This window comes from Pseudomonas sp. EL_65y_Pfl1_R83 (assembly GCF_963970695.1).
GTDB classification, from domain to species: Bacteria; Pseudomonadota; Gammaproteobacteria; order Pseudomonadales; family Pseudomonadaceae; genus Aquipseudomonas; species Aquipseudomonas tritici.
In genome coordinates this window covers 41,116-58,458 of sequence record NZ_CAXAQI010000002.1, presented here as the reverse complement: position 1 = coordinate 58,458, position 17,343 = coordinate 41,116, and the positions used below count along the sequence as shown (strand labels likewise).

General features: G+C 60.4%; 16 protein-coding genes. 3 read left to right on the top strand and 13 right to left on the bottom strand.

From position 1 onward, the window contains the following. Positions 1 to 73: 73 nt before the first annotated feature. The 6 genes from AACY08_RS02490 to AACY08_RS02465 form a co-directional block, all read right to left on the bottom strand. Positions 74 to 1,513 carry an aminotransferase-like domain-containing protein gene (locus AACY08_RS02490; protein ID WP_049711953.1) on the bottom strand — a complete coding sequence of 480 codons (1,440 nt, stop codon included), beginning with the start codon at positions 1,511 to 1,513 and terminating at the stop codon, positions 74 to 76. A 167-nt stretch (positions 1,514 to 1,680) separates the two neighbouring features. Beyond that, entirely contained in the window at positions 1,681 to 2,496 is an 816-nt protein-coding gene (locus AACY08_RS02485) for an OmpA family protein (RefSeq protein ID WP_339467820.1), read from the bottom strand. Continuing rightward, positions 2,493 to 2,855 (bottom strand): DUF4398 domain-containing protein, encoded by a 363-nt coding sequence (locus AACY08_RS02480; RefSeq protein ID WP_049711951.1) that lies wholly within the window; start codon positions 2,853 to 2,855, stop codon positions 2,493 to 2,495. The genes AACY08_RS02485 and AACY08_RS02480 overlap by 4 nt, the downstream gene beginning before the upstream one ends. 9 nt (positions 2,856 to 2,864) lie before the next feature. Then, positions 2,865 to 3,680, bottom strand: coding sequence for a substrate-binding periplasmic protein (locus AACY08_RS02475; protein WP_339467816.1), 816 nt, complete (start codon positions 3,678 to 3,680; stop codon positions 2,865 to 2,867). Positions 3,681 to 3,764: 84 nt separating this feature from the next. Beyond that, entirely contained in the window at positions 3,765 to 4,694 is a 930-nt protein-coding gene (locus AACY08_RS02470; protein ID WP_065873947.1) for an electron transfer flavoprotein subunit alpha/FixB family protein, read from the bottom strand. A 16-nt stretch (positions 4,695 to 4,710) separates the two neighbouring features. After that, on the bottom strand, positions 4,711 to 5,460 hold the full coding sequence (locus AACY08_RS02465) for an electron transfer flavoprotein subunit beta/FixA family protein (RefSeq protein ID WP_339418878.1): 750 nt from the start codon (positions 5,458 to 5,460) through the stop codon (positions 4,711 to 4,713). 506 nt (positions 5,461 to 5,966) lie between these two features. On the opposite strand from AACY08_RS02465, the gene AACY08_RS02460 reads away from it, so the two are divergent. After that, positions 5,967 to 7,631, top strand: coding sequence for an electron transfer flavoprotein-ubiquinone oxidoreductase (locus AACY08_RS02460; protein WP_339418880.1), 1,665 nt, complete (start codon positions 5,967 to 5,969; stop codon positions 7,629 to 7,631). 116 nt (positions 7,632 to 7,747) lie between these two features. Here AACY08_RS02460 and AACY08_RS02455 read toward each other — a convergent pair whose 3' ends face one another. After that, entirely contained in the window at positions 7,748 to 8,641 is an 894-nt protein-coding gene (locus AACY08_RS02455) for an AraC family transcriptional regulator (RefSeq protein WP_049711947.1), read from the bottom strand. A 180-nt stretch (positions 8,642 to 8,821) separates the two neighbouring features. Here AACY08_RS02455 and AACY08_RS02450 point away from each other — a divergent pair, with 180 nt between their 5' ends. Further along, positions 8,822 to 9,874: an NAD(P)-dependent alcohol dehydrogenase gene (locus AACY08_RS02450; protein WP_339418883.1), complete on the top strand. Its 1,053-nt coding sequence runs from the start codon at positions 8,822 to 8,824 to the stop codon at positions 9,872 to 9,874. A 106-nt stretch (positions 9,875 to 9,980) separates the two neighbouring features. Here the strand turns inward: AACY08_RS02450 and AACY08_RS02445 are convergent, their stop codons facing one another. From AACY08_RS02445 to AACY08_RS02420, 6 genes are all read right to left on the bottom strand, one after another. Then, positions 9,981 to 10,784, bottom strand: coding sequence for an IclR family transcriptional regulator (locus AACY08_RS02445; protein WP_339436497.1), 804 nt, complete (start codon positions 10,782 to 10,784; stop codon positions 9,981 to 9,983). 140 nt (positions 10,785 to 10,924) lie between these two features. Then, positions 10,925 to 11,890 (bottom strand): L-arabinose ABC transporter permease AraH, encoded by a 966-nt coding sequence (gene araH, locus AACY08_RS02440; RefSeq protein ID WP_339418886.1) that lies wholly within the window; start codon positions 11,888 to 11,890, stop codon positions 10,925 to 10,927. Positions 11,891 to 11,907: 17 nt separating this feature from the next. Beyond that, positions 11,908 to 13,407, bottom strand: a complete 1,500-nt coding sequence (gene araG / locus AACY08_RS02435; protein ID WP_339467813.1) for an L-arabinose ABC transporter ATP-binding protein AraG — start codon at positions 13,405 to 13,407, stop codon at positions 11,908 to 11,910. Then, entirely contained in the window at positions 13,404 to 14,384 is a 981-nt protein-coding gene (locus AACY08_RS02430) for a substrate-binding domain-containing protein (RefSeq protein WP_339467811.1), read from the bottom strand. The genes araG and AACY08_RS02430 overlap by 4 nt, the downstream gene beginning before the upstream one ends. A 35-nt stretch (positions 14,385 to 14,419) precedes the next feature. After that, the gene (locus AACY08_RS02425) at positions 14,420 to 15,241 is read right to left on the bottom strand and encodes an SDR family oxidoreductase (RefSeq protein WP_339467809.1); all 822 of its coding nucleotides are present in this window, start codon (positions 15,239 to 15,241) and stop codon (positions 14,420 to 14,422) included. A gap of 237 nt (positions 15,242 to 15,478) precedes the next feature. Beyond that, the gene (locus AACY08_RS02420) at positions 15,479 to 15,958 is read right to left on the bottom strand and encodes a GNAT family N-acetyltransferase (RefSeq protein WP_034099874.1); all 480 of its coding nucleotides are present in this window, start codon (positions 15,956 to 15,958) and stop codon (positions 15,479 to 15,481) included. A 188-nt stretch (positions 15,959 to 16,146) separates the two neighbouring features. On the opposite strand from AACY08_RS02420, the gene AACY08_RS02415 reads away from it, so the two are divergent. Beyond that, positions 16,147 to 17,343: an MFS transporter gene (locus tag AACY08_RS02415; protein WP_339467807.1), complete on the top strand. Its 1,197-nt coding sequence runs from the start codon at positions 16,147 to 16,149 to the stop codon at positions 17,341 to 17,343.

Genomic DNA, 17,343 nt, shown 5'->3' with positions numbered 1-17,343 from the left:
ATGCTCGCTTGTTGTGCACGGCATGACAAGTGCGCTGATTAGCGTGCTATAGGATTTTCCCCCTTTGTGCGCCTCAAAGGCCGGCTGCCGTTTCCTGGCAAAGCTGGCTGGCAAGCATACCCAGCGTCATCAGCGCCCGCTCTGCCTCACGGTTCCAGGGCGTACCGCAGTTGAGGCGAATGCAATGGTTGAACTGCTCGGTGTTACTGAAGATCAGGCCTGGTGCGATGCTGATGCCCTGTTGCAGTGCGCGTACATGCAGTTCCTGGGTATTGACCCGTCCGGGTAAACTGACCCACAAAATGAAGCCGCCGGTCGGGCGAGTCATCTGCGTGCCTTCCGGGAAATATTGCTGCACCGCGAGCTGGAACGCGCTGAGATTCTTGCGGTACTCCTGGCGTATATAGCGCAGGTGCCGATCGTAGCCGCCGTTTTCCAGATAGGCCGCAACGCCCATCTGAGTGACGCTGCACGCCGAGTGAGTACTGAACATTTGCAGGCGCTGCAGCTCCTGCTGGTATTTGCCGGCGATCATCCAGCCGATGCGCACACCGGGGGACAGCGTCTTGGAAAAGCTCGAGCAATAGATAACTCGGTCGAGGCGGTCATAGGCTTTCAGGGCCTTGGTGCGGCCTAGTTCGAACATCAGCTCGCCGTAGATATCGTCCTCGACAATCTGGATATCGAAATCCGAAGCCAGGCGCAGCAACTGTTTCTGACGTTCCTCGGGCATGGTGCCGCCCAAGGGATTGCTCAGGCGCGTGGTCAGCACCAGCGCTTTGATCGACCATTGGTTAGCCGCCAGTTGCAGGGCTTCCAGGCTCATGCCGGTGGATGGGTCGCTGGGGATCTCGATGACCTTGAGCCCCAGCAAGTCAGCCAACTGCAGCAAGCCGTAATAGGTTGGCGATTCAGCGGCAATCAAGTCGCCAGGCCGTGTCAGCACCCGCAGTGACATCTGCAAGGCATCGACACACCCGTGGGTGATCACGACTTCGGAAGGGTCCACCACCACGCCCGCATCGCGCATACGGATCGCCACCTGGCGGCGCAGCGGCTCAAAGCCGGGGCTGAACATGTAACTGAACGCTCGCGGGCTCTGGAAGCGCGTGACCTTTGCCAACTGTTGGTGCAATGCGCGTACCGGAAGGTAGTCCACGCTGGGCACAGCAGCGCCCAATGGGAACACGCCTTCGCGCCGCGACTCGCCCAATACCTGCTGGATGATACTGCTGCGGGTGACCAACCCTGGGCGTTCGACCCGTGCGATGTCCGGCGTCGGCGCGGTGAGTGCTGGCGTCTGGTGCACGTAATAGCCGGATTGCGGCCGCGCCCGGATCAGCCCCTGGTCTTCCAGGTTGGCGTAGGCCTGCAACACCGTGGCGTGGCTCACGTTCAACTGCGAGCTCATCTTGCGCACCGAAGGCACGCGCTCGCCCGGTTGATAGACACCGCGCCGGATATCTTCAGCCAGTTGCTGGGCAATACGTTGGTAAAGCAACAGATTGGTCATGACGCAGCACTCGATTTCACGGGTATTTTATTTTTGTGTGAAACATACCAGCACAGTTTAGAAGTGTACGGGGACAGTTGCCACAATAGTCGAGCGCGCGCGGGAGTGACAGTAAAAACTGTAACGGTGTACACCAAACAAATGTGGGCTTGATCGGTACCAGACGCCTACCGAGCAGCGCCCAGCTGGCCTTTCTCATCCGAGAACACAATTTCCACACGACGGTTCTGCGCCCTGCCCCGCTCGGAGGCGTTGGCCTCCACCGGGTACTGGTCACCATAACCTTCAACCTGGATGCGTTTTTCGTCGATCCCCAGGTCCACCAGCACATCCGCCACCGACTGCGCACGGTCGCGGGACAGTTTCAGATTTTCCCGCTCACCGCCCGTGTTGTCGGCATAACCCTCGATGCGCACCACGCGCTTGGGGTTCAATTGCAGGAACTGTACGATTTTCAGCACGGTACGGTTGGCCGAGTTTTTCAGTTCTGCCACACCGGTATCGAACAGCACGTCGCCCAACGTCATCACCAGGCCGCGATCGGTCTGGGTGGTGGCCAGGGTGGCGATCTGTTCTTCAAGCCACTTGCCCTGCTGCTGCACGCTGATCAGCTTGCTTTCACGCAGGGCCAGTTGCAGGCGCTGGCGCTCCAGCTCGAGCTTGGCGGCGCGCTCTTCGTTGAGGGCCTGCTCGGTGTGCTCGCGGGCAATGGCGCTGTAGCGCTGGCTCAGGTAGGCGTAATGCACGACGTCGGAGCCGCTGCCCAAATAAGTGGACAAGCGGTCGGCACGGGCCAGGGATTCACCGGCACGGATCACGTCCTTGGGGGCGATGCGCAACACGTTGGCGTCTTCCTTGACCCTCTGGAAGTCAGTGCCCGCCTGTTGCAAGGCCTGTTCGCTATCGGGATGGCTGGCGCAACCGCCCAGCACGGCAGTGCCCAATAGCACCGCACAACTCAAACCGCGGATCATCGGGCTCATTGGGCTTCCCCCAACTGCAATTGCTTGCGCAGGCGGGTGATACGGGTGTTGAGCACGTTCAGTTGTTCCTGGCTCTTGCGCGTCAGCACCTTGGCTTCGGCCAGGCGTGCGTCCAGCTCGGCTTGCTCGAAACGCATACGCGCGTTTTTGTAGGACTCGTCGGCCATGCTCGACTTGGCTCGGGCGAATTTAGCTTCGGCCAGTTTCAATTCAGGCGATTCATCCGCGTTGGCGCCCACGGCACTGGCTTGCTCCAAGGCTTGCTGGGTCAGGCGCATTTGTTCATTCGGCGCAGGATCGGCTGCACATCCCGCCAGAGCGACAACGGCGAGGGCCGCGAAAAGAGGTCGAAGAGTCACTGAAAATCCCTACTTTGTTGGGGTGCCGACGGGTTGCTGCAATTGTGCTTTCCAGCGCTCCAGATTGCGCTGCAGCGCGGCTTCCGCCACACCGGACGTCGGCAATTCTGTCATCTTTTTGGCGAGCTGTCCGCGCAACCACGGATCATTGCAGGCCGAGTTGTGGGAAATCGCCAGGTACAAGCCCGGCTGGTCGATCGGCACATCGCGGGCGACCAGGTCGTTGCTCATGCCCAAGGTCTGCGCCATGGCCATGCCGGAATAACGCCCGGCGAGCACATAGTCCACCTCGCCCAGCAGCAGTTTCTGAAACGCTGGCGTCAGGGACGGCAGGCGTTGCAGGGTCAGTTGCTGGCCGGCGAAGGTTTCGAAGCCCGCGCTGAGGCGCGCCCGCTCGGACACGGCGCCCTTGTGGCCGTGCAGATCGGCGGCCGTGGTGTAGGCCAGCGCCGAATCCTTGCGCGTCCAAACCAGATAGTCGAGCTGCACCAGCGCCGGGTGGATGTAATCGAGGGTTTCCAGCTCACCCAGGTTCAGCGGCGCGTCGGCGAGGATGTCCATGCGCCCACTGCGCACTTCATCCAGGGCCAGGGAACGTGTGCCGCCGTAGAGCAGGTCGATTTTTAACCCGAGGTCCTTGCCCACTTGTTGCAACACATCGGCGGTGGCGCCGATCAGGTGCGTGGGGTCCTGCGGGTCGCGCCAGAGCAAAGGTGGGGTGTCCGGGCTGCCGGTGATCACCAGGCGATCGCATTTGCCCGCCGCCAGCGACAGCGTCGGCAGCAGCGTGAGGCCCAGCAAAACGCTCCAGGGGCGCAGTTCCATGGCGAAGCTCTCCGGTGTTCAAAAAAGGGGCCGCAAAAAAAGCCCGGTCATAAGACCGGGCTCTTTATAAGTGAAGCGACTGGATTAGACCAGCTTCTCCAACTCAGGTACGGCTTCGAACAAATCCGCCACCAGGCCGTAATCAGCCACCTGGAAGATCGGTGCTTCTTCGTCCTTGTTGATCGCAACGATCACTTTGGAGTCTTTCATACCGGCCAAGTGCTGGATCGCGCCGGAGATACCGACGGCGATGTACAGCTGTGGCGCAACGATTTTGCCGGTCTGGCCGACCTGCATATCGTTGGGTACGAAACCTGCGTCGACGGCCGCGCGGGAAGCGCCGACCGCAGCGCCCAGCTTGTCAGCCAGGGCGTACAGGTGCTTGAAGTTGTCACCGTTCTGCATGCCACGGCCGCCGGAAACGACGATCTTGGCAGCGGTCAGTTCAGGACGATCCGACTTGGCCAGCTCTTCGCCAACAAAGCTGGAAGTGCCAGCGTCGTGGGCAGCTGCAACAGCTTCAACGGCAGCCGAACCACCTTCGGCGGCAACCGGGTCGAAACCGGTGGCACGTACGGTGATGACTTTTACCGAGGCAGTCGATTGCACGGTGGCAATGGCGTTACCGGCGTAGATCGGGCGCTTGAAGGTGTCGGCGCTTTCGACCGAGATGATTTCGGAGATCTGGTCAACGTCCAGCTGCGCGGCAACGCGTGGCAGGATGTTTTTGCCGTTGGAGGTCGCGGCAGCCAGGATGTGGCTGTAGCCAGCGCCCAACTCTGCTACCAGCGGCGCGACGTTTTCCGGCAGTTGATGAGCGTAGGCCGCGTTGTCGGCGACCAGTACTTTGCTCACACCCGCGATTTTCGCAGCAGCTTCAGCCACGGCGCCAGCGCCCTGGCCGGCAACCAGTACGTGAATGTCGCCACCGATTTTAGCGGCGGCAGCCACGGTATTCAGGGTGGCCGGAGCCAGCACCTTGTTATCGTGTTCGGCGATTACGAGGATAGTCATGATCCTGCTCTCCAATTCAAAGCACCTTCGCTTCGTTTTTCAGTTTCTCGACCAATTCTGCCACCGACTTGACCTTGATGCCTGCGCTGCGAGCAGCCGGCGCTTCAACTTTTACAGTCTTGTTGGTGGAGGCGGTGGAAACGCCCAAAGCGTCAGGCGTCAGCACTTCGAGAGGCTTCTTCTTGGCTTTCATGATGTTTGGCAGGGACGCGTAGCGCGGCTCGTTCAAACGCAGGTCGGTGGTCACGATGGCCGGCAGTTTCAGCGAAACGGTCTGTGCGCCGCCGTCGATTTCACGGGTCACCGCCACGCTGTCGCCACTCACTTCGACTTTCGAGGCGAAGGTGCCTTGGCCGTAACCAGTCAGTGCAGCCAGCATCTGGCCGGTCTGGTTGTTGTCGCTGTCGATGGCTTGTTTGCCGAGGATCACCAACTGAGGCTGTTCCTTGTCGACAACCGCCTTGAGCAGCTTGGCCACGGCCAGGGAGGTCAGGTCTTCAGCGGACTCGACCAGGATAGCGCGGTCGGCGCCCAGTGCCAGGGCGGTACGCAGCTGCTCTTGAGCAGTGGTAGGGCCGATGGAAACCACGACGATTTCAGTCGCCACGCCTTTCTCTTTCAGGCGGACGGCTTCTTCCACAGCGATTTCGCAGAAAGGGTTCATCGACATTTTGACGTTAGCAAGGTCGACGCCGGAATTGTCCGCCTTGACGCGAACTTTCACGTTGTAATCGACAACGCGTTTGACAGCTACAAGAACCTTCATGGATTCCTCGTTACTCTCCGGTGAAAAGAAAGTCGCCTAGGCGAACCTGGCGGTTGATGCTCATCGGCACACAAGGGCACCTCCAAAAGCCTCGGCGAGTGACCTGGCTCACGGGAAATGATGACCGTTCGTCAGTGGTGACTGAGAGGTCATTCTTTATCGCAGCGTGTAAACTGCGCGCCAACGTTTGGGCGCGCGTCACCTGTCTTGCTTTTGGACGTGCTCTTGAAACCTGCAGTCTGCCTACGGTAAGCGCGAAACCGACCGTATATTGACCGGAACACCTATTCTGGTCAATACGGCAAAATAGCCAGTCATAAGCCGCGCCTCTTTGATTTACCTAGCCTGCGGGCAATTCAAACAAACGTTTGTATTGGACGCTAGCAGTGGTCTATATATAATGCGCCACCTAGAGAGAAAGGTGGGTCCGGCCCTCGCGCCGGACGACACCGAACCTCCACCCATTAGAAAAAAAAGCCTGTTGAGCCTTGAGTAGGAGATAGCCTGTGGAACGCGAATACATGGAATTCGACGTGGTCATCGTCGGCGCTGGCCCGGCGGGTCTGTCTGCCGCCTGCCGACTGAAGCAGAAGGCCGCCGAAGCCGGTAAGGAAATCAGCGTCTGCGTGGTTGAAAAAGGCTCCGAAGTCGGCGCACACATCCTCTCCGGTGCCGTGTTTGAACCACGCGCCCTGAACGAACTGTTCCCGGACTGGAAAGCACTCGGTGCCCCGCTCAACACCCCCGTGGTGCGCGATGACATTTATGTACTGCGCAGCCCGGACGCTTCCACCAAGGTGCCTGACTTTTTTGTGCCCAAGACCATGCACAACGAAGGCAACTACATCATCTCCCTGGGCAACCTGTGCCGCTGGCTGGCCCAGCAGGCCGAGAACCTGGGCGTGGAAGTCTACCCAGGCTTTGCAGCACAGGAAGCGCTGTTCGACGAGAACGGCGTGGTGCGCGGGATTATCACCGGTGACCTCGGCGTCGACCGCGAAGGCAATCCAAAAGAAGGCGTATACACCCCGGGTATGGAACTGCGTGGCAAATACACGCTGTTCGCCGAAGGCTGCCGTGGCCACATCGGCAAGCAACTCATCGAACGTTTTAACCTGGCCAGCGATGCCGACGCCCAGCACTACGGCATCGGCCTGAAGGAAATCTGGGAGATCGACCCGGCCAAGCATCAACCCGGCCTGGTGGTGCACACCGCCGGCTGGCCGCTGGACATCATGGGCAACGAGAACACCGGTGGCTCGTTCCTGTATCACCTGGAAAACAACCAGGTGGTTGTCGGCCTGATTGTCGACCTGTCTTACAGCAATACCTTTCTGTCGCCGTTCGATGAGTTCCAGCGCCTCAAGCATCACCCGGTGCTTGCCCAGTACCTGGAAGGTGGCAAGCGCATCAGCTACGGCGCACGCGCCTTGGCCAAAGGCGGCATCAATTCGCTACCGAAGATGATCTTCAAGGGCGGCGCACTGATCGGTTGCGACCTGGGCACCATGAACGTGGCCAAGATCAAAGGCAGCCACACCGCGATGAAGTCCGGCATGCTCGCCGCCGACGCCGTGGCCGACCGCCTGTTTGCCGAGTCCGAAGGCGGTGATGAACTGACCGCTTACGTCGACAACTTCAAGTCCAGCTGGCTTTATGAGGAACTGTTCGCCAGCCGTAACTTCGGCCCGGCGATGCACAAGTTCGGCCCGATCATCGGCGCGGGCTTCAACTGGTTCGACCAGAACATCCTCGGCGGCAAAATGCCGTTCACCCTGCACGACACCAAGCCGGACTACGCCTGCCTCAAGCTGGCCAAGGACAGCACCCGGATCAACTACCCGAAACCTGACGGCAAGCTGAGCTTCGACAAACTGAGCTCGGTGTTCATCTCCGGTACCAACCATGAAGAAGAGCAGCCGTGCCACTTGAAGTTGAAAGACCCGAGCATCCCAATCGGCACCAACCTGCCGCTCTACGATGAACCGGCGCAGCGCTACTGCCCGGCGGGTGTGTATGAGGTGATCACCCAGGAAGACGGCGAGAAGCGCTTCCAGATCAACGCCCAGAACTGTGTGCACTGCAAGACCTGTGACATCAAGGACCCTTCGCAGAACATTACCTGGGTGACGCCGGAAGGCGCGGGTGGGCCGACTTATCCGAACATGTAAGTCAGCTGCTTGAACAACGAGGCCCTCAGTGCGAGGGCCTTTTTTGTGCTCGACTCGGTCAAAATGTGGGAGCTGGCTTGCCTGCTCCCATACTGACCGGGTTGAATCAATAAGATTTATGCGGCCCGCTCTTCCCCGGGATTACGCTCGAAGTAGCGCTTATATTCCCGGCTGAACTGCGATGTACTCTGATACCCCACGCTGTGCGCCGCCTGCGCCACACCCATCCCTTCCACCAGCAGCAACTGCTGGGCCTTGAGCAAGCGCAAACGCTTCAGATATTGCACCGGCGACAACAGCGTGCAGCGCTTGAAGTGCTCATGAAAAGTCGACGCGCTCATGTGCGCATAGCCCGCCAGCGTCTCGATGTTCAGCGGCTCGGCGTAATGCGCATGCAGGTGATTCAGTGACGTGGCAATTCGCGAGAACTGCCCTTGCTGTTCGACCAGCGCACGCAGCACATCGGCCTGCGGCCCGCGCAACGCGGTGAACAATAACTCGCGCACCCGCGCCGGGCCCATGATCCGGCTTTCCAGCGGATCGTGCAGGCACTGCAACAGCCGTTCGACACACCCGCGCATGGCATCATCAAGCACCACCGAACTCATCGACTCCAGCGTCTGCGCCGTCGGCGGCGGCCCGGCCTGAATGCCCATGGCCATCACCAGCTCGCCCAGCACCACACGATCGATCCCCACCGTCACACCCAAAAGCGGTGCATCCGGCGCCATGGCAAACGTCTCGCACTCGAACGGTACCGGCATCGCCTGAATCAGGTAATGCCCGGCGCCATACTCCAGCGTACGCGGGCCCAGGTAGGCGACCTTGCTGCCCTGAGCCACAAACATCAGGCTCGGCTCATAGATCTGCGGCCCGCGCGCCACGTCGCAACTGGCGCGCAGCACCTGCACGCCGGGCAGGTGGGTGGGAGAAAAACCGTCACGCGGCGTGAGGCCTTCAATCAGGGAAACCAGCGTGGCGTTGGCGTCGAGATGGCGAGTCAACAACATGGCAAAAACTTCGTAAAAAAGGGATGAGAACATCATCGCAGGTCTGGCGACACAAAAATCCAATCAAGGGGCACTCCCGGACAAATAGGCATGAGACTCGGAGCAATCGCCATGGCCGCATCAAGGCTCGGCGCGGAAAATGCGCGGCCTCTCCTGTGATTGCTTTTGCGAGGTTCCCCCATGTACACCGCCATCGGTTACGCCGCCCAGTCGGCCACCACTCCCCTCGCCCCCATGTCCTTCCAACGTCGCAGCCCGCGCGTGGATGACGTGGCTATCGAGATCCTGTACTGCGGCGTTTGTCACTCCGATATCCACCAGGCGCGCAACGAATGGGGCATCGCCGTGTACCCGCTGATGCCGGGCCACGAGATTGTCGGCAAGGTCACCGCCGTCGGCGCCAACGTGACCGCGCATAAGGTCGGCGACTTGGTCGGCGTGGGCTGCATGGTCGACTCGTGCCGTCACTGCGACGCGTGCAAAGCCGACCTGGAGCAATACTGCCTCGAAGGTCCAACCATGACCTACGCCACCCCGGACCGCGTCGACGGCAGCAACACCATGGGCGGCTACTCGGACAGCATCGTGGTCAGCGAGCACTTCGTGGTGAAGATCCCAGCCAAGCTCGACCTGGCCAGCGCCGCGCCGATCCTGTGCGCCGGCGTCACCATGTACTCGCCGATCAAGCACTACGGCATCAAGGCCGGCGATAAAGTGGGCGTATTGGGCATGGGCGGCCTGGGCCATATGGGCATCAAGCTGGCCAAGGCGATTGGCGCGCAAGTGACCTTGTTCACCCGCTCCGCGAGCAAGGCCGAAGAAGGTCGTCGCCAGGGCGCCGATCACGTGATCGTGTCCACCGACGCCGAGCAGATGAAAGCCGCCGCCGGGCACTTCGACTTCCTGCTGGACACCATCCCGGTGCAACACGACCTCAACCCCTACCTCGACGTATTGCGCTTTGACGGCGTGCACATCCTGGTCGGCCTGATCGAACCGATCGACCCGCCGGTCAACGCCGCCAAGCTGATCATGGGCCGCAAAGTGCTGGCGGGTTCGTTGATCGGTGGCATTGCCGAAACCCAGGAAGTCCTGGATTTCTGCGCCGAGCACGGCATCAGCTGTGACATCGAGATGCTCGATATCCGCAACATCAACGAAGCCTACAGCCGCATGATCGCGGGCGATGTGAAGTACCGCTTTGTCATCGACATGGCGACCTTGAAGGTCTAACCAAACGACGCTCGCCCGTAGCAGCTGGCGAGCCTTGGCGAGGCTGCGGCGTGTCAGGTACACCGCGAACGCAGCCTCGCTGGCGCTCGACAGCTGCTACGGGGGGTCAGGTTCTTGCGCCCAATTCCGCGGAGAGGCGCGCTGCGACCTGTTTGATCACAGGAATCAGCTCGGCCATTTTTTCCAGCGGCATGTAGGGCACGGTACTGGCGATGCTGATGCCGGCGACGATTCGCCGGCTGGCATCGCGCACCGGTGCGGCCACGCACCGGATCGACGGTTCGTTGTCTTCCAGGTCGAACGCATAACCGCCCACCACGTATTCACGCATGCGCTGCTCGAACTGCGCCCAGGATTGCTCCGGGTGCTGCGGCCATTGCAGGTTCTTGCCACCCTCCGGCAAGCTGGCTTCGTAGAGACGCCGCCATTCCTCAGCCGAGTCATCCAGCAACATCGCCTTGCCAACCCCGGTCCGTGCCAGCGGCATGCGATGACCGACCCGCGAACGCATTTCCGGGCCGTAGCGGCCAGGGTTCTTGTGCAGGTAAAGCACGTCGTCGTATTCGCGAATAGCCAGGTGAATGGTGTCACCGGTCAGGGCCGACAGCTCGTCCAGATACGGGATGGCCAGGGTCACCAATGGCAACTCTTCCCGCGCTTGAAAACCCAGTTCGATCAACTTCGGCCCCAGCAGGTAACCAACCTGGGGCACCACGCGCAGGTAACGCTCGTCCACCAGGCAACTGGCCAGGCGGTGGGTGGTGCTGCGGGTGGTGCCGATGCGCCGGGCGATCTCTTTCAGATCCCGCGCACCGGCCGCCACTGCCTGTACCACGCCCAGGCCACGCAGCAGGGTCTGGGTACCGGTGGGGGCGGTGTCTTTGGCGGGGGTGTGGGCGTTTTCCTGCATATCGGGCCTATTGGGAAGTACGAAAACGGCGCCATTATGGCAAAAGCTGAACCTCAATACTGTGGAGATCCAAATGTGGGAGCGGCGGTTCGACTTGCTCGCTCCCACATTAGATTTCCAGCGTCTTTTAGACTGTGACGTTAGCGTTGCTTCATGCGGTCGATGATGACGGCCAGCAACAGGATCGAGCCCCGGATCACGTACTGGTAAAACGTGTCGATGTTCTTCAGGTTCATCGCATTCTCGATGATCGCTAAGATCAGCACACCCGCAATCACATGGCGGATCATGCCGATGCCGCCGCTCAACGACACCCCGCCCAGCACGCAAGCCGAAATCACCGTCAGCTCAAAACCCTGGCCAATCATTGGCTGGCCTGAGGTCATGCGCGACGCAAGAATCACCCCGGCCAAGGCGCCAATCAAACCATGCACGGCAAAGATGATGATCTTGGTCCGGTCAACGTTCACCCCGGCCAGCAACGCGGCTTCCTGGTTACCGCCGATGGCCATGGTGTTGCGCCCGTAGGTGGTGTAGTTGAGCAGCCAGCCGAAGAATATAAAGCACAGCACGGTGATGATGATCGGCACCGGCACACCCAACAGCTGGCCGCTGCCAAAGACGAAGAAGTCTTCGTTCATCACGCCAACCGCCTTGCCGTTGGAGAAGATGTACGCCAGCCCACGCACGATCTGCATGGTCGCCAACGTCGCGATCAACGCGTTGATGCGCAGCTTGGCGATGACGATGCCGTTGATCAGCCCTACCACCAGGCCCATGGCCAAGGCCGCCGATACGCCAAGGAGCACGCTGTCGGTGTCACGAATCACAATGCCCGCGACGACGCCGGCGCAGGCGATCACCGAGCCCACCGACAAGTCGAAATGCCCCGACGCCAGGCAGAACAGCATGGTGCACGCCGCAATGCCCACCGTAGAAATAGCCAGGCCCAGCCCGCGCATATTCAGCGGAGAAAGGAAGTTGTCGATAAACAGCGCGCTGAGCACAAAGATGCCGAGTGCCGCCAACAGCATCACCCAATCGTCCAGGAACTTGCGCTGGTTGAAACCCGGCCAGAAGCCCTTTGCAGTTTTTACCTCAGACATCATTCACCTCGAATTCTTCAAGCCCGCGAACGCGGGAGAGCCAGTTGCAACAGCCGTGCTTCATCCGCCTGATCGCGGGCCACCTCGCCGGTCAGGGCGCCTTCGCTCATCGCCAGGATGCGGTCGGAGATACCCATCACTTCCATCAGGTCGCTGGACACCACAATCACCGCGATGCCGCTGGCCGCGAGGTTATGGATGATCTGGTAGATCTCCGACTTGGCGCCGATATCAATACCCCGAGTCGGCTCATCCAGCAGCAGCACTTTCATCGGCATCGACAGCCAGCGGCCGAGAATGGCCTTCTGCTGATTGCCACCGGACAGGTACATGATTTTCTGTTCAGCGTTAGGCGTTTTGACTTTCATTGCCTTGATTTGCTGGTCGGCATTGCGCGTTTCCCAGCCGTCCCGCAGTAGCCAGCCAAAGGCGCAATGGGCACCGCGTGCGCTGATATTGATGTTCTCGGCCACGCTGGACAGCGCAATGATGCCTTCCTTCTTGCGGTCTTCCGGGCACAGCAGCACGCCGGCGGCGATGGCATCGCGCGGTGAGCGCAGTTGCAGTTTTTTGCCGCACAGTTCCAGCTGCCCTGCGGTCGTACGCGTTAATCCGCTTAAAAGCCGAAACAGCTCGGTACGCCCCGCCCCTACCAGCCCGAACAGGCCGAGAATCTCGCCCTTGTGGACCTGAAAACTGACAGGCTCACGCAGCCCTGGACCGAGCAGCCCCTGGACCTTGAGTGCCACTTCGCCGCGTTCACGCGAACGGTAGTCGTAGATATCCTGGATATCGCGACCAACCATGCAGGTCACCAACTGGTCATGGGTCAGCGCGCTCATGTCCTCGAAGGTGCGCACGTAGCGGCCGTCCTTGAACACCGTGACCGCGTTGCAGATGCGGAACACTTCTTCCATGCGGTGCGACACGTAGAGCACCACTTTGCCCTCATCGCGCAGGCGCGTGATGATCGCCATCAAGCGGTCGATCTCCCGCGCCGACAGGCTGCTGGTGGGTTCATCAAACGCGATCACATGCGCACCACGGGACAACGCCTTGGCGATTTCCACCAGTTGGCGCTGCCCCAGGGACAGGCGGCCGAGCTTTTCATCCGGGTCGATTTCATCCGCCAGCCCCTTGAGGCAAGCCAAGGCCTGCTTGCGCAGCAGCGCCCGATTGACCACCCCAAAACGCGACGGCAAATGCCCAAGGAACAGGTTCTCGGCCACGGTCATTTCCGGCACCAGATGCAGCTCCTGGTGGATCACCGCCACGCCGCTGGCGATGCTGTCGGCCGCGCACTTGAAGGCCATGGTCTGCTCGCCGATTTGCAGCGTGCCGCTGTTGGGGATGTAGGCACCACCGAGAATTTTCAGCAGCGTCGACTTGCCCGCGCCGTTCTCGCCCATCAGCGCGTGCACCTCGCGCGGCCGCGCTTCAAAGCTGATCTGCGCCAGGGCCTTGACCCCAGGAAACTCCTTGCCGATACCGTTGAAGCGCAAGGCCGCGCCGGTCATTTCCACAGCCCGATTTTGGTCAGCTCTTCCTGAAAGTTGGCACGGGTGATCAAGGTGACTTCGTCCATGGCGGTGTATTTCGCCGGTTCCTTGCCGGTGGTGACCCACTCGTACATCGCCAGCGCAGTGTTGTAGCCCTCAATGTGCGGGCTGGGCAGCATCGAACCAAAGAAGCCACTGTCGGCTTTCTTCAATTCGCCGATGGCGTCAGTGCCATTGATGCCGATGCCGATCACGTTGGCCGCCTTGAAGCCGGCGCTTTCGGTGGCGCGCACGCCGCCCAGTACGGTGTTGTCGTTCATGCCGCCGATGATCAGGTTCTTCGCGCCGCTGGGCAGCTTGACCAGGGCTGAGTTGGTGGCGTCCATGCTGCCGGGAACATCAAGGGTCTTGAGAGCGGCGGTCAGGATGTGGGCTTTGGGAATGCCCGCCTCTTCAAGGGATTTGATCGAACCGTCGGTGCGTTTTTTGCCGGTGTCGAGTTCGTTGTAGGTGTTGATCACAGCGTAGGTTTCTTTCCAGTCCCAGCCGCGTTTTTTCGCTTCGGCGGCCATGGCGGCGCCCTGTTTCTGGCCGACTTCAAAGGCGGCCATGCCCAGGTAAGGCACGTCTTCCATGAAGTTGCCCTTGGCATCGACAAAGCGATCGTCCACCGCCATCACCTTCAAGCCGTTGACCTTGGCCTTGGCAACAATGGCCGGGCCCAGGGACACGTCCGGCGGGCAGATCACAAAGCCCTTGGCGCCATTAGCGGCCAGGCTGTCGATGGCCGAGAGGGTTTTCTCGCCATCCGGTACGGCGATCTTGATCACGGTAAAACCGTGTTCCTTACCGGCTTTTTCGGCGAAGGCCCATTCGGTCTGAAACCAGGGTTCTTCGGCCTGCTTGACCAGAAAGCCGATCTTCACTTCCTCGGCCAATGCCACGCCGCTGAACGCCATCGCAAGCGCTACTGCGCCTAGAGTTTTCTTGAACATGAGCTACCTCTTGTTGTTATTGAGCGCTGCAGGTTTTAGTCGTGGTACATCACAGACCGCCCGCCATCGATCATCAGGCAGGTGGCATTGATAAAGGGCGCCTCGTCGGTCGCCAGGAACAATGCAGTCATCGCCACCTCGATCGGCTGGCCGATGCGCTTGGGCGGGTGCAGGTCGAAGGCGCGCTGGCGCTCGGCGTGGGGGTCGGCGAAGCCGTTCCAGTAATCGACGTTGAGCTGGGTTTCGATATAGCCCGGCGCGATGGCATTCACACGAATGCCCTTGGGCGCGTACTCGATGCCGAGGGCACGCGTAAGGCCGAGCAGGCCGTGTTTGGCCACGGGATAGGGGAAGCAGCCGGGAATGATGTGACTGGAATGGGTAGACGCGATGTTGATGATGCTGCCGATGCCCTGCTCGATCATGTGCGGCAACACCGAGCGGCAGCCGTACCAGGCGCCGTCGAGGTCGATGGCGAAGCAGCGGCGCCAGTCTTCGTCGGTCATTTCCAGCGGGTCGCGGAACACATTGACCCCGGCGCAGTTGACCAGCACATCCACGCGGCCGAAGCGCTCGAGGGTCAGATCGACCAGCGCCTGCCATTGATCTTTAGACGTAATGTCGACGGCTTGCGCGTAGATGTCAGCACCGCGTTCACGCCAGTGGGCGGCGACTTGCTCGACCTTCTCACTCTGGATATCGGCGATGACCAGGCGCGCCTGCTGAGCCTGGAAACACGCGACGATGGCCTCGCCAATGCCTTGGGCGGCGCCAGTGATGATCACCACCTTGCCTTTGAGCCGCTCGCCGTAGGTGGGCTCGGGCACGGCGGGGAGTGACAACGGTTGTGCCTGCATCGCTTCACCTGTTTTATTTTTGGTAGTGAGTGCTGATGCAGCCGACTATAAACCTATCATTTGAAACATCTCAATATATAAATTTGCATCCCATATAGTGAGAGAGACACAAAAATAATGTGGGAGCGGGCTTGCTCGCGAATGCGGTGTGTCAGTCACCAAAAATGTCGACTGATCCACTGCATTCGCGAGCAAGCCCGCTCCCACATTTTGATCTTCAGTGGTTACAGAAGGGTGCTAGCCGAGGGCGAAGTCTCGTAGTGCGTCGCCTTCCATGCGATAGCGCACCCACTCTTCCTGCGGCTGCGCGCCGATGGATTTGTAGAAGGCAATCGCCGGCTCATTCCAGTCCAGCACGCTCCACTCAAAGCGCCCGCAACCGTTATCAAAAGCAATCTTCGCCAGGTGGCGCAGCAGCTTCTTGCCCGCCCCGCCGCCGCGTTGCTCCGGGTTGATGTAGAGGTCTTCCAGGTACAGGCAGTTGCTGCCCAACCACGTGGAATAGCTGAAGAAAAATACCGCGAACCCAATCGGCACGCCATCGCGAGAGCAGATCAGGCCGTGGGCGGTGGCGCCCTCGCTGAACAGGCTGCGCTCAATGTCCACCACGCTGGCGATCACCTCATGCCGGGCTTTTTCGTACTCAGCCAATTCAGTGATGAACGTCAGGATCTGCGCAGCATCGCTGGGCACGGCGGGGCGAATCTCGATGGTCATGGGCGAGCCTTGGCAATTTCAAAGCACACATACTAAGGCGCTTTCATGACTGATTGCAGTGCATTTTCACCGGGGCCGGGGCGCTTTACTCCGCTGTGGAGCAATGCGAGCACCATCAACCACAGAACAATCCGCGCAGGCATGCATGGTAAACAGACGGCACACCTCCAACGATTCGAGACGTGCCCATGCCTGCGATGCCCTCGGTGAGCGCGAAAACCTTCGCGCTGTTCTGCCTTGCCAGTTTCCTGCTGTCGCTGTCCTACGGCTCGACCTTTTTGCTGTCACTGCTGATTCATTCACGCGGCGGCAATGAGCACGATGCCGGTAGCGTGATCTCCACGGCGATGCTCAGTACCTTTGTGGCGGTGGTGCTTTCCGGGCATTTGGCGGATGCGTTGGGTGCGGCGCGTGCGATTGCGGGAATGGGCGTATTGCTGGTGGTGGCCTGCCTGGGTTTTGCGCTGGTGCCAGGGTTTGGTCAAGGCTTGATGCTTTTCGGGCTGTCACTGGGGCTGGGCTGGGGCGTGTTCTACACGTTGGGACCGATCATCGTGACGTTGCTGGTGGAGCCTCACCATCGGGCCAAGTACTTTGCGCTGCTGTCGGGCAGCATGTTGAGCGGGATCGGCGCGGGCCCTCTGCTCGGGCGCGCCGCCAGCGCGCTGGAGCTGCCACTGACAACCGCATTTTATATCGCCGGGTTGGCCAGCCTCGCAGGTGCCGTGATGTTCTGGCGCATGGGCGCACAATTCAAGCATCACACCCACGTACCTACGGCAAAGATTTCCTGGGGTGCCAGCCGTCGAGTGCTGTCTTCCAAAGCGGTGTTCGCCATCCTGATGGTTGGCCTGGGGGGTTGCGTATTTGGCGGGCTTTCATCGTTCCAGACCAGCTACGCCGCCGCGCATGGGCTGGATTATTCGCTGTTCTTCGCAGGTTTCCTGAGTGCGGCAATCACCAGTCGCCTGTTGATCGCCGGCTTTGTGGTCAAGCGTGATGCTTACCGGGCGGCCTGCGTGTTATCCGGGATCATGCTCGGGTCGATCGCGCTGTTTGCCTTTGGCGTGAGCGGAAACCTCAGCTATTTGCTGGCAGCGGCGCTGCTGGGGGTCGGGTACGGCCTGACGTATTCCGTGATCAACGGGTTGGTAGCCCATGAGGCGCCATCCGGCATGACGTCCCAGGCGTTGCTGCTGTTCAGCCTGGCGTATTTTGTCGGGGTCTTCGGGTTTCCCTGGTTGGCGGGCAAGCTCATCGTCGACTACGGCTTGTCGGCACTGATGATGAGCGTGCTGGCGGTGGCCACCTGCAATTGGTTGATCAGCGTGGCGCGGTTGGCCTGGCGTCGGGTCTCGTCACACAAAATCTTACAGGTCACTTGA

Excerpts from the sequence above, each read along its gene's own strand:
- AACY08_RS02490 (WP_049711953.1), bottom strand. The coding sequence starts at position 1,513 with ATGACCAATCTGTTGCTTTACCAACGTATTGCCCAGCAACTGGCTGAA.
- AACY08_RS02485 (WP_339467820.1), bottom strand. The coding sequence starts at position 2,496 with ATGAGCCCGATGATCCGCGGTTTGAGTTGTGCGGTGCTATTGGGCACT.
- AACY08_RS02475 (WP_339467816.1), bottom strand. The coding sequence starts at position 3,680 with ATGGAACTGCGCCCCTGGAGCGTTTTGCTGGGCCTCACGCTGCTGCCG.
- AACY08_RS02470 (WP_065873947.1), bottom strand. The coding sequence starts at position 4,694 with ATGACTATCCTCGTAATCGCCGAACACGATAACAAGGTGCTGGCTCCG.
- AACY08_RS02465 (WP_339418878.1), bottom strand. The coding sequence starts at position 5,460 with ATGAAGGTTCTTGTAGCTGTCAAACGCGTTGTCGATTACAACGTGAAA.
- AACY08_RS02455 (WP_049711947.1), bottom strand. The coding sequence starts at position 8,641 with ATGTTGTTGACTCGCCATCTCGACGCCAACGCCACGCTGGTTTCCCTG.
- AACY08_RS02450 (WP_339418883.1), top strand. The coding sequence starts at position 8,822 with ATGTACACCGCCATCGGTTACGCCGCCCAGTCGGCCACCACTCCCCTC.
- AACY08_RS02445 (WP_339436497.1), bottom strand. The coding sequence starts at position 10,784 with ATGCAGGAAAACGCCCACACCCCCGCCAAAGACACCGCCCCCACCGGT.
- araH (WP_339418886.1), bottom strand. The coding sequence starts at position 11,890 with ATGTCTGAGGTAAAAACTGCAAAGGGCTTCTGGCCGGGTTTCAACCAG.
- araG (WP_339467813.1), bottom strand. The coding sequence starts at position 13,407 with ATGACCGGCGCGGCCTTGCGCTTCAACGGTATCGGCAAGGAGTTTCCT.
- AACY08_RS02430 (WP_339467811.1), bottom strand. The coding sequence starts at position 14,384 with ATGTTCAAGAAAACTCTAGGCGCAGTAGCGCTTGCGATGGCGTTCAGC.
- AACY08_RS02425 (WP_339467809.1), bottom strand. The coding sequence starts at position 15,241 with ATGCAGGCACAACCGTTGTCACTCCCCGCCGTGCCCGAGCCCACCTAC.
- AACY08_RS02420 (WP_034099874.1), bottom strand. The coding sequence starts at position 15,958 with ATGACCATCGAGATTCGCCCCGCCGTGCCCAGCGATGCTGCGCAGATC.
- AACY08_RS02415 (WP_339467807.1), top strand. The coding sequence starts at position 16,147 with ATGCCTGCGATGCCCTCGGTGAGCGCGAAAACCTTCGCGCTGTTCTGC.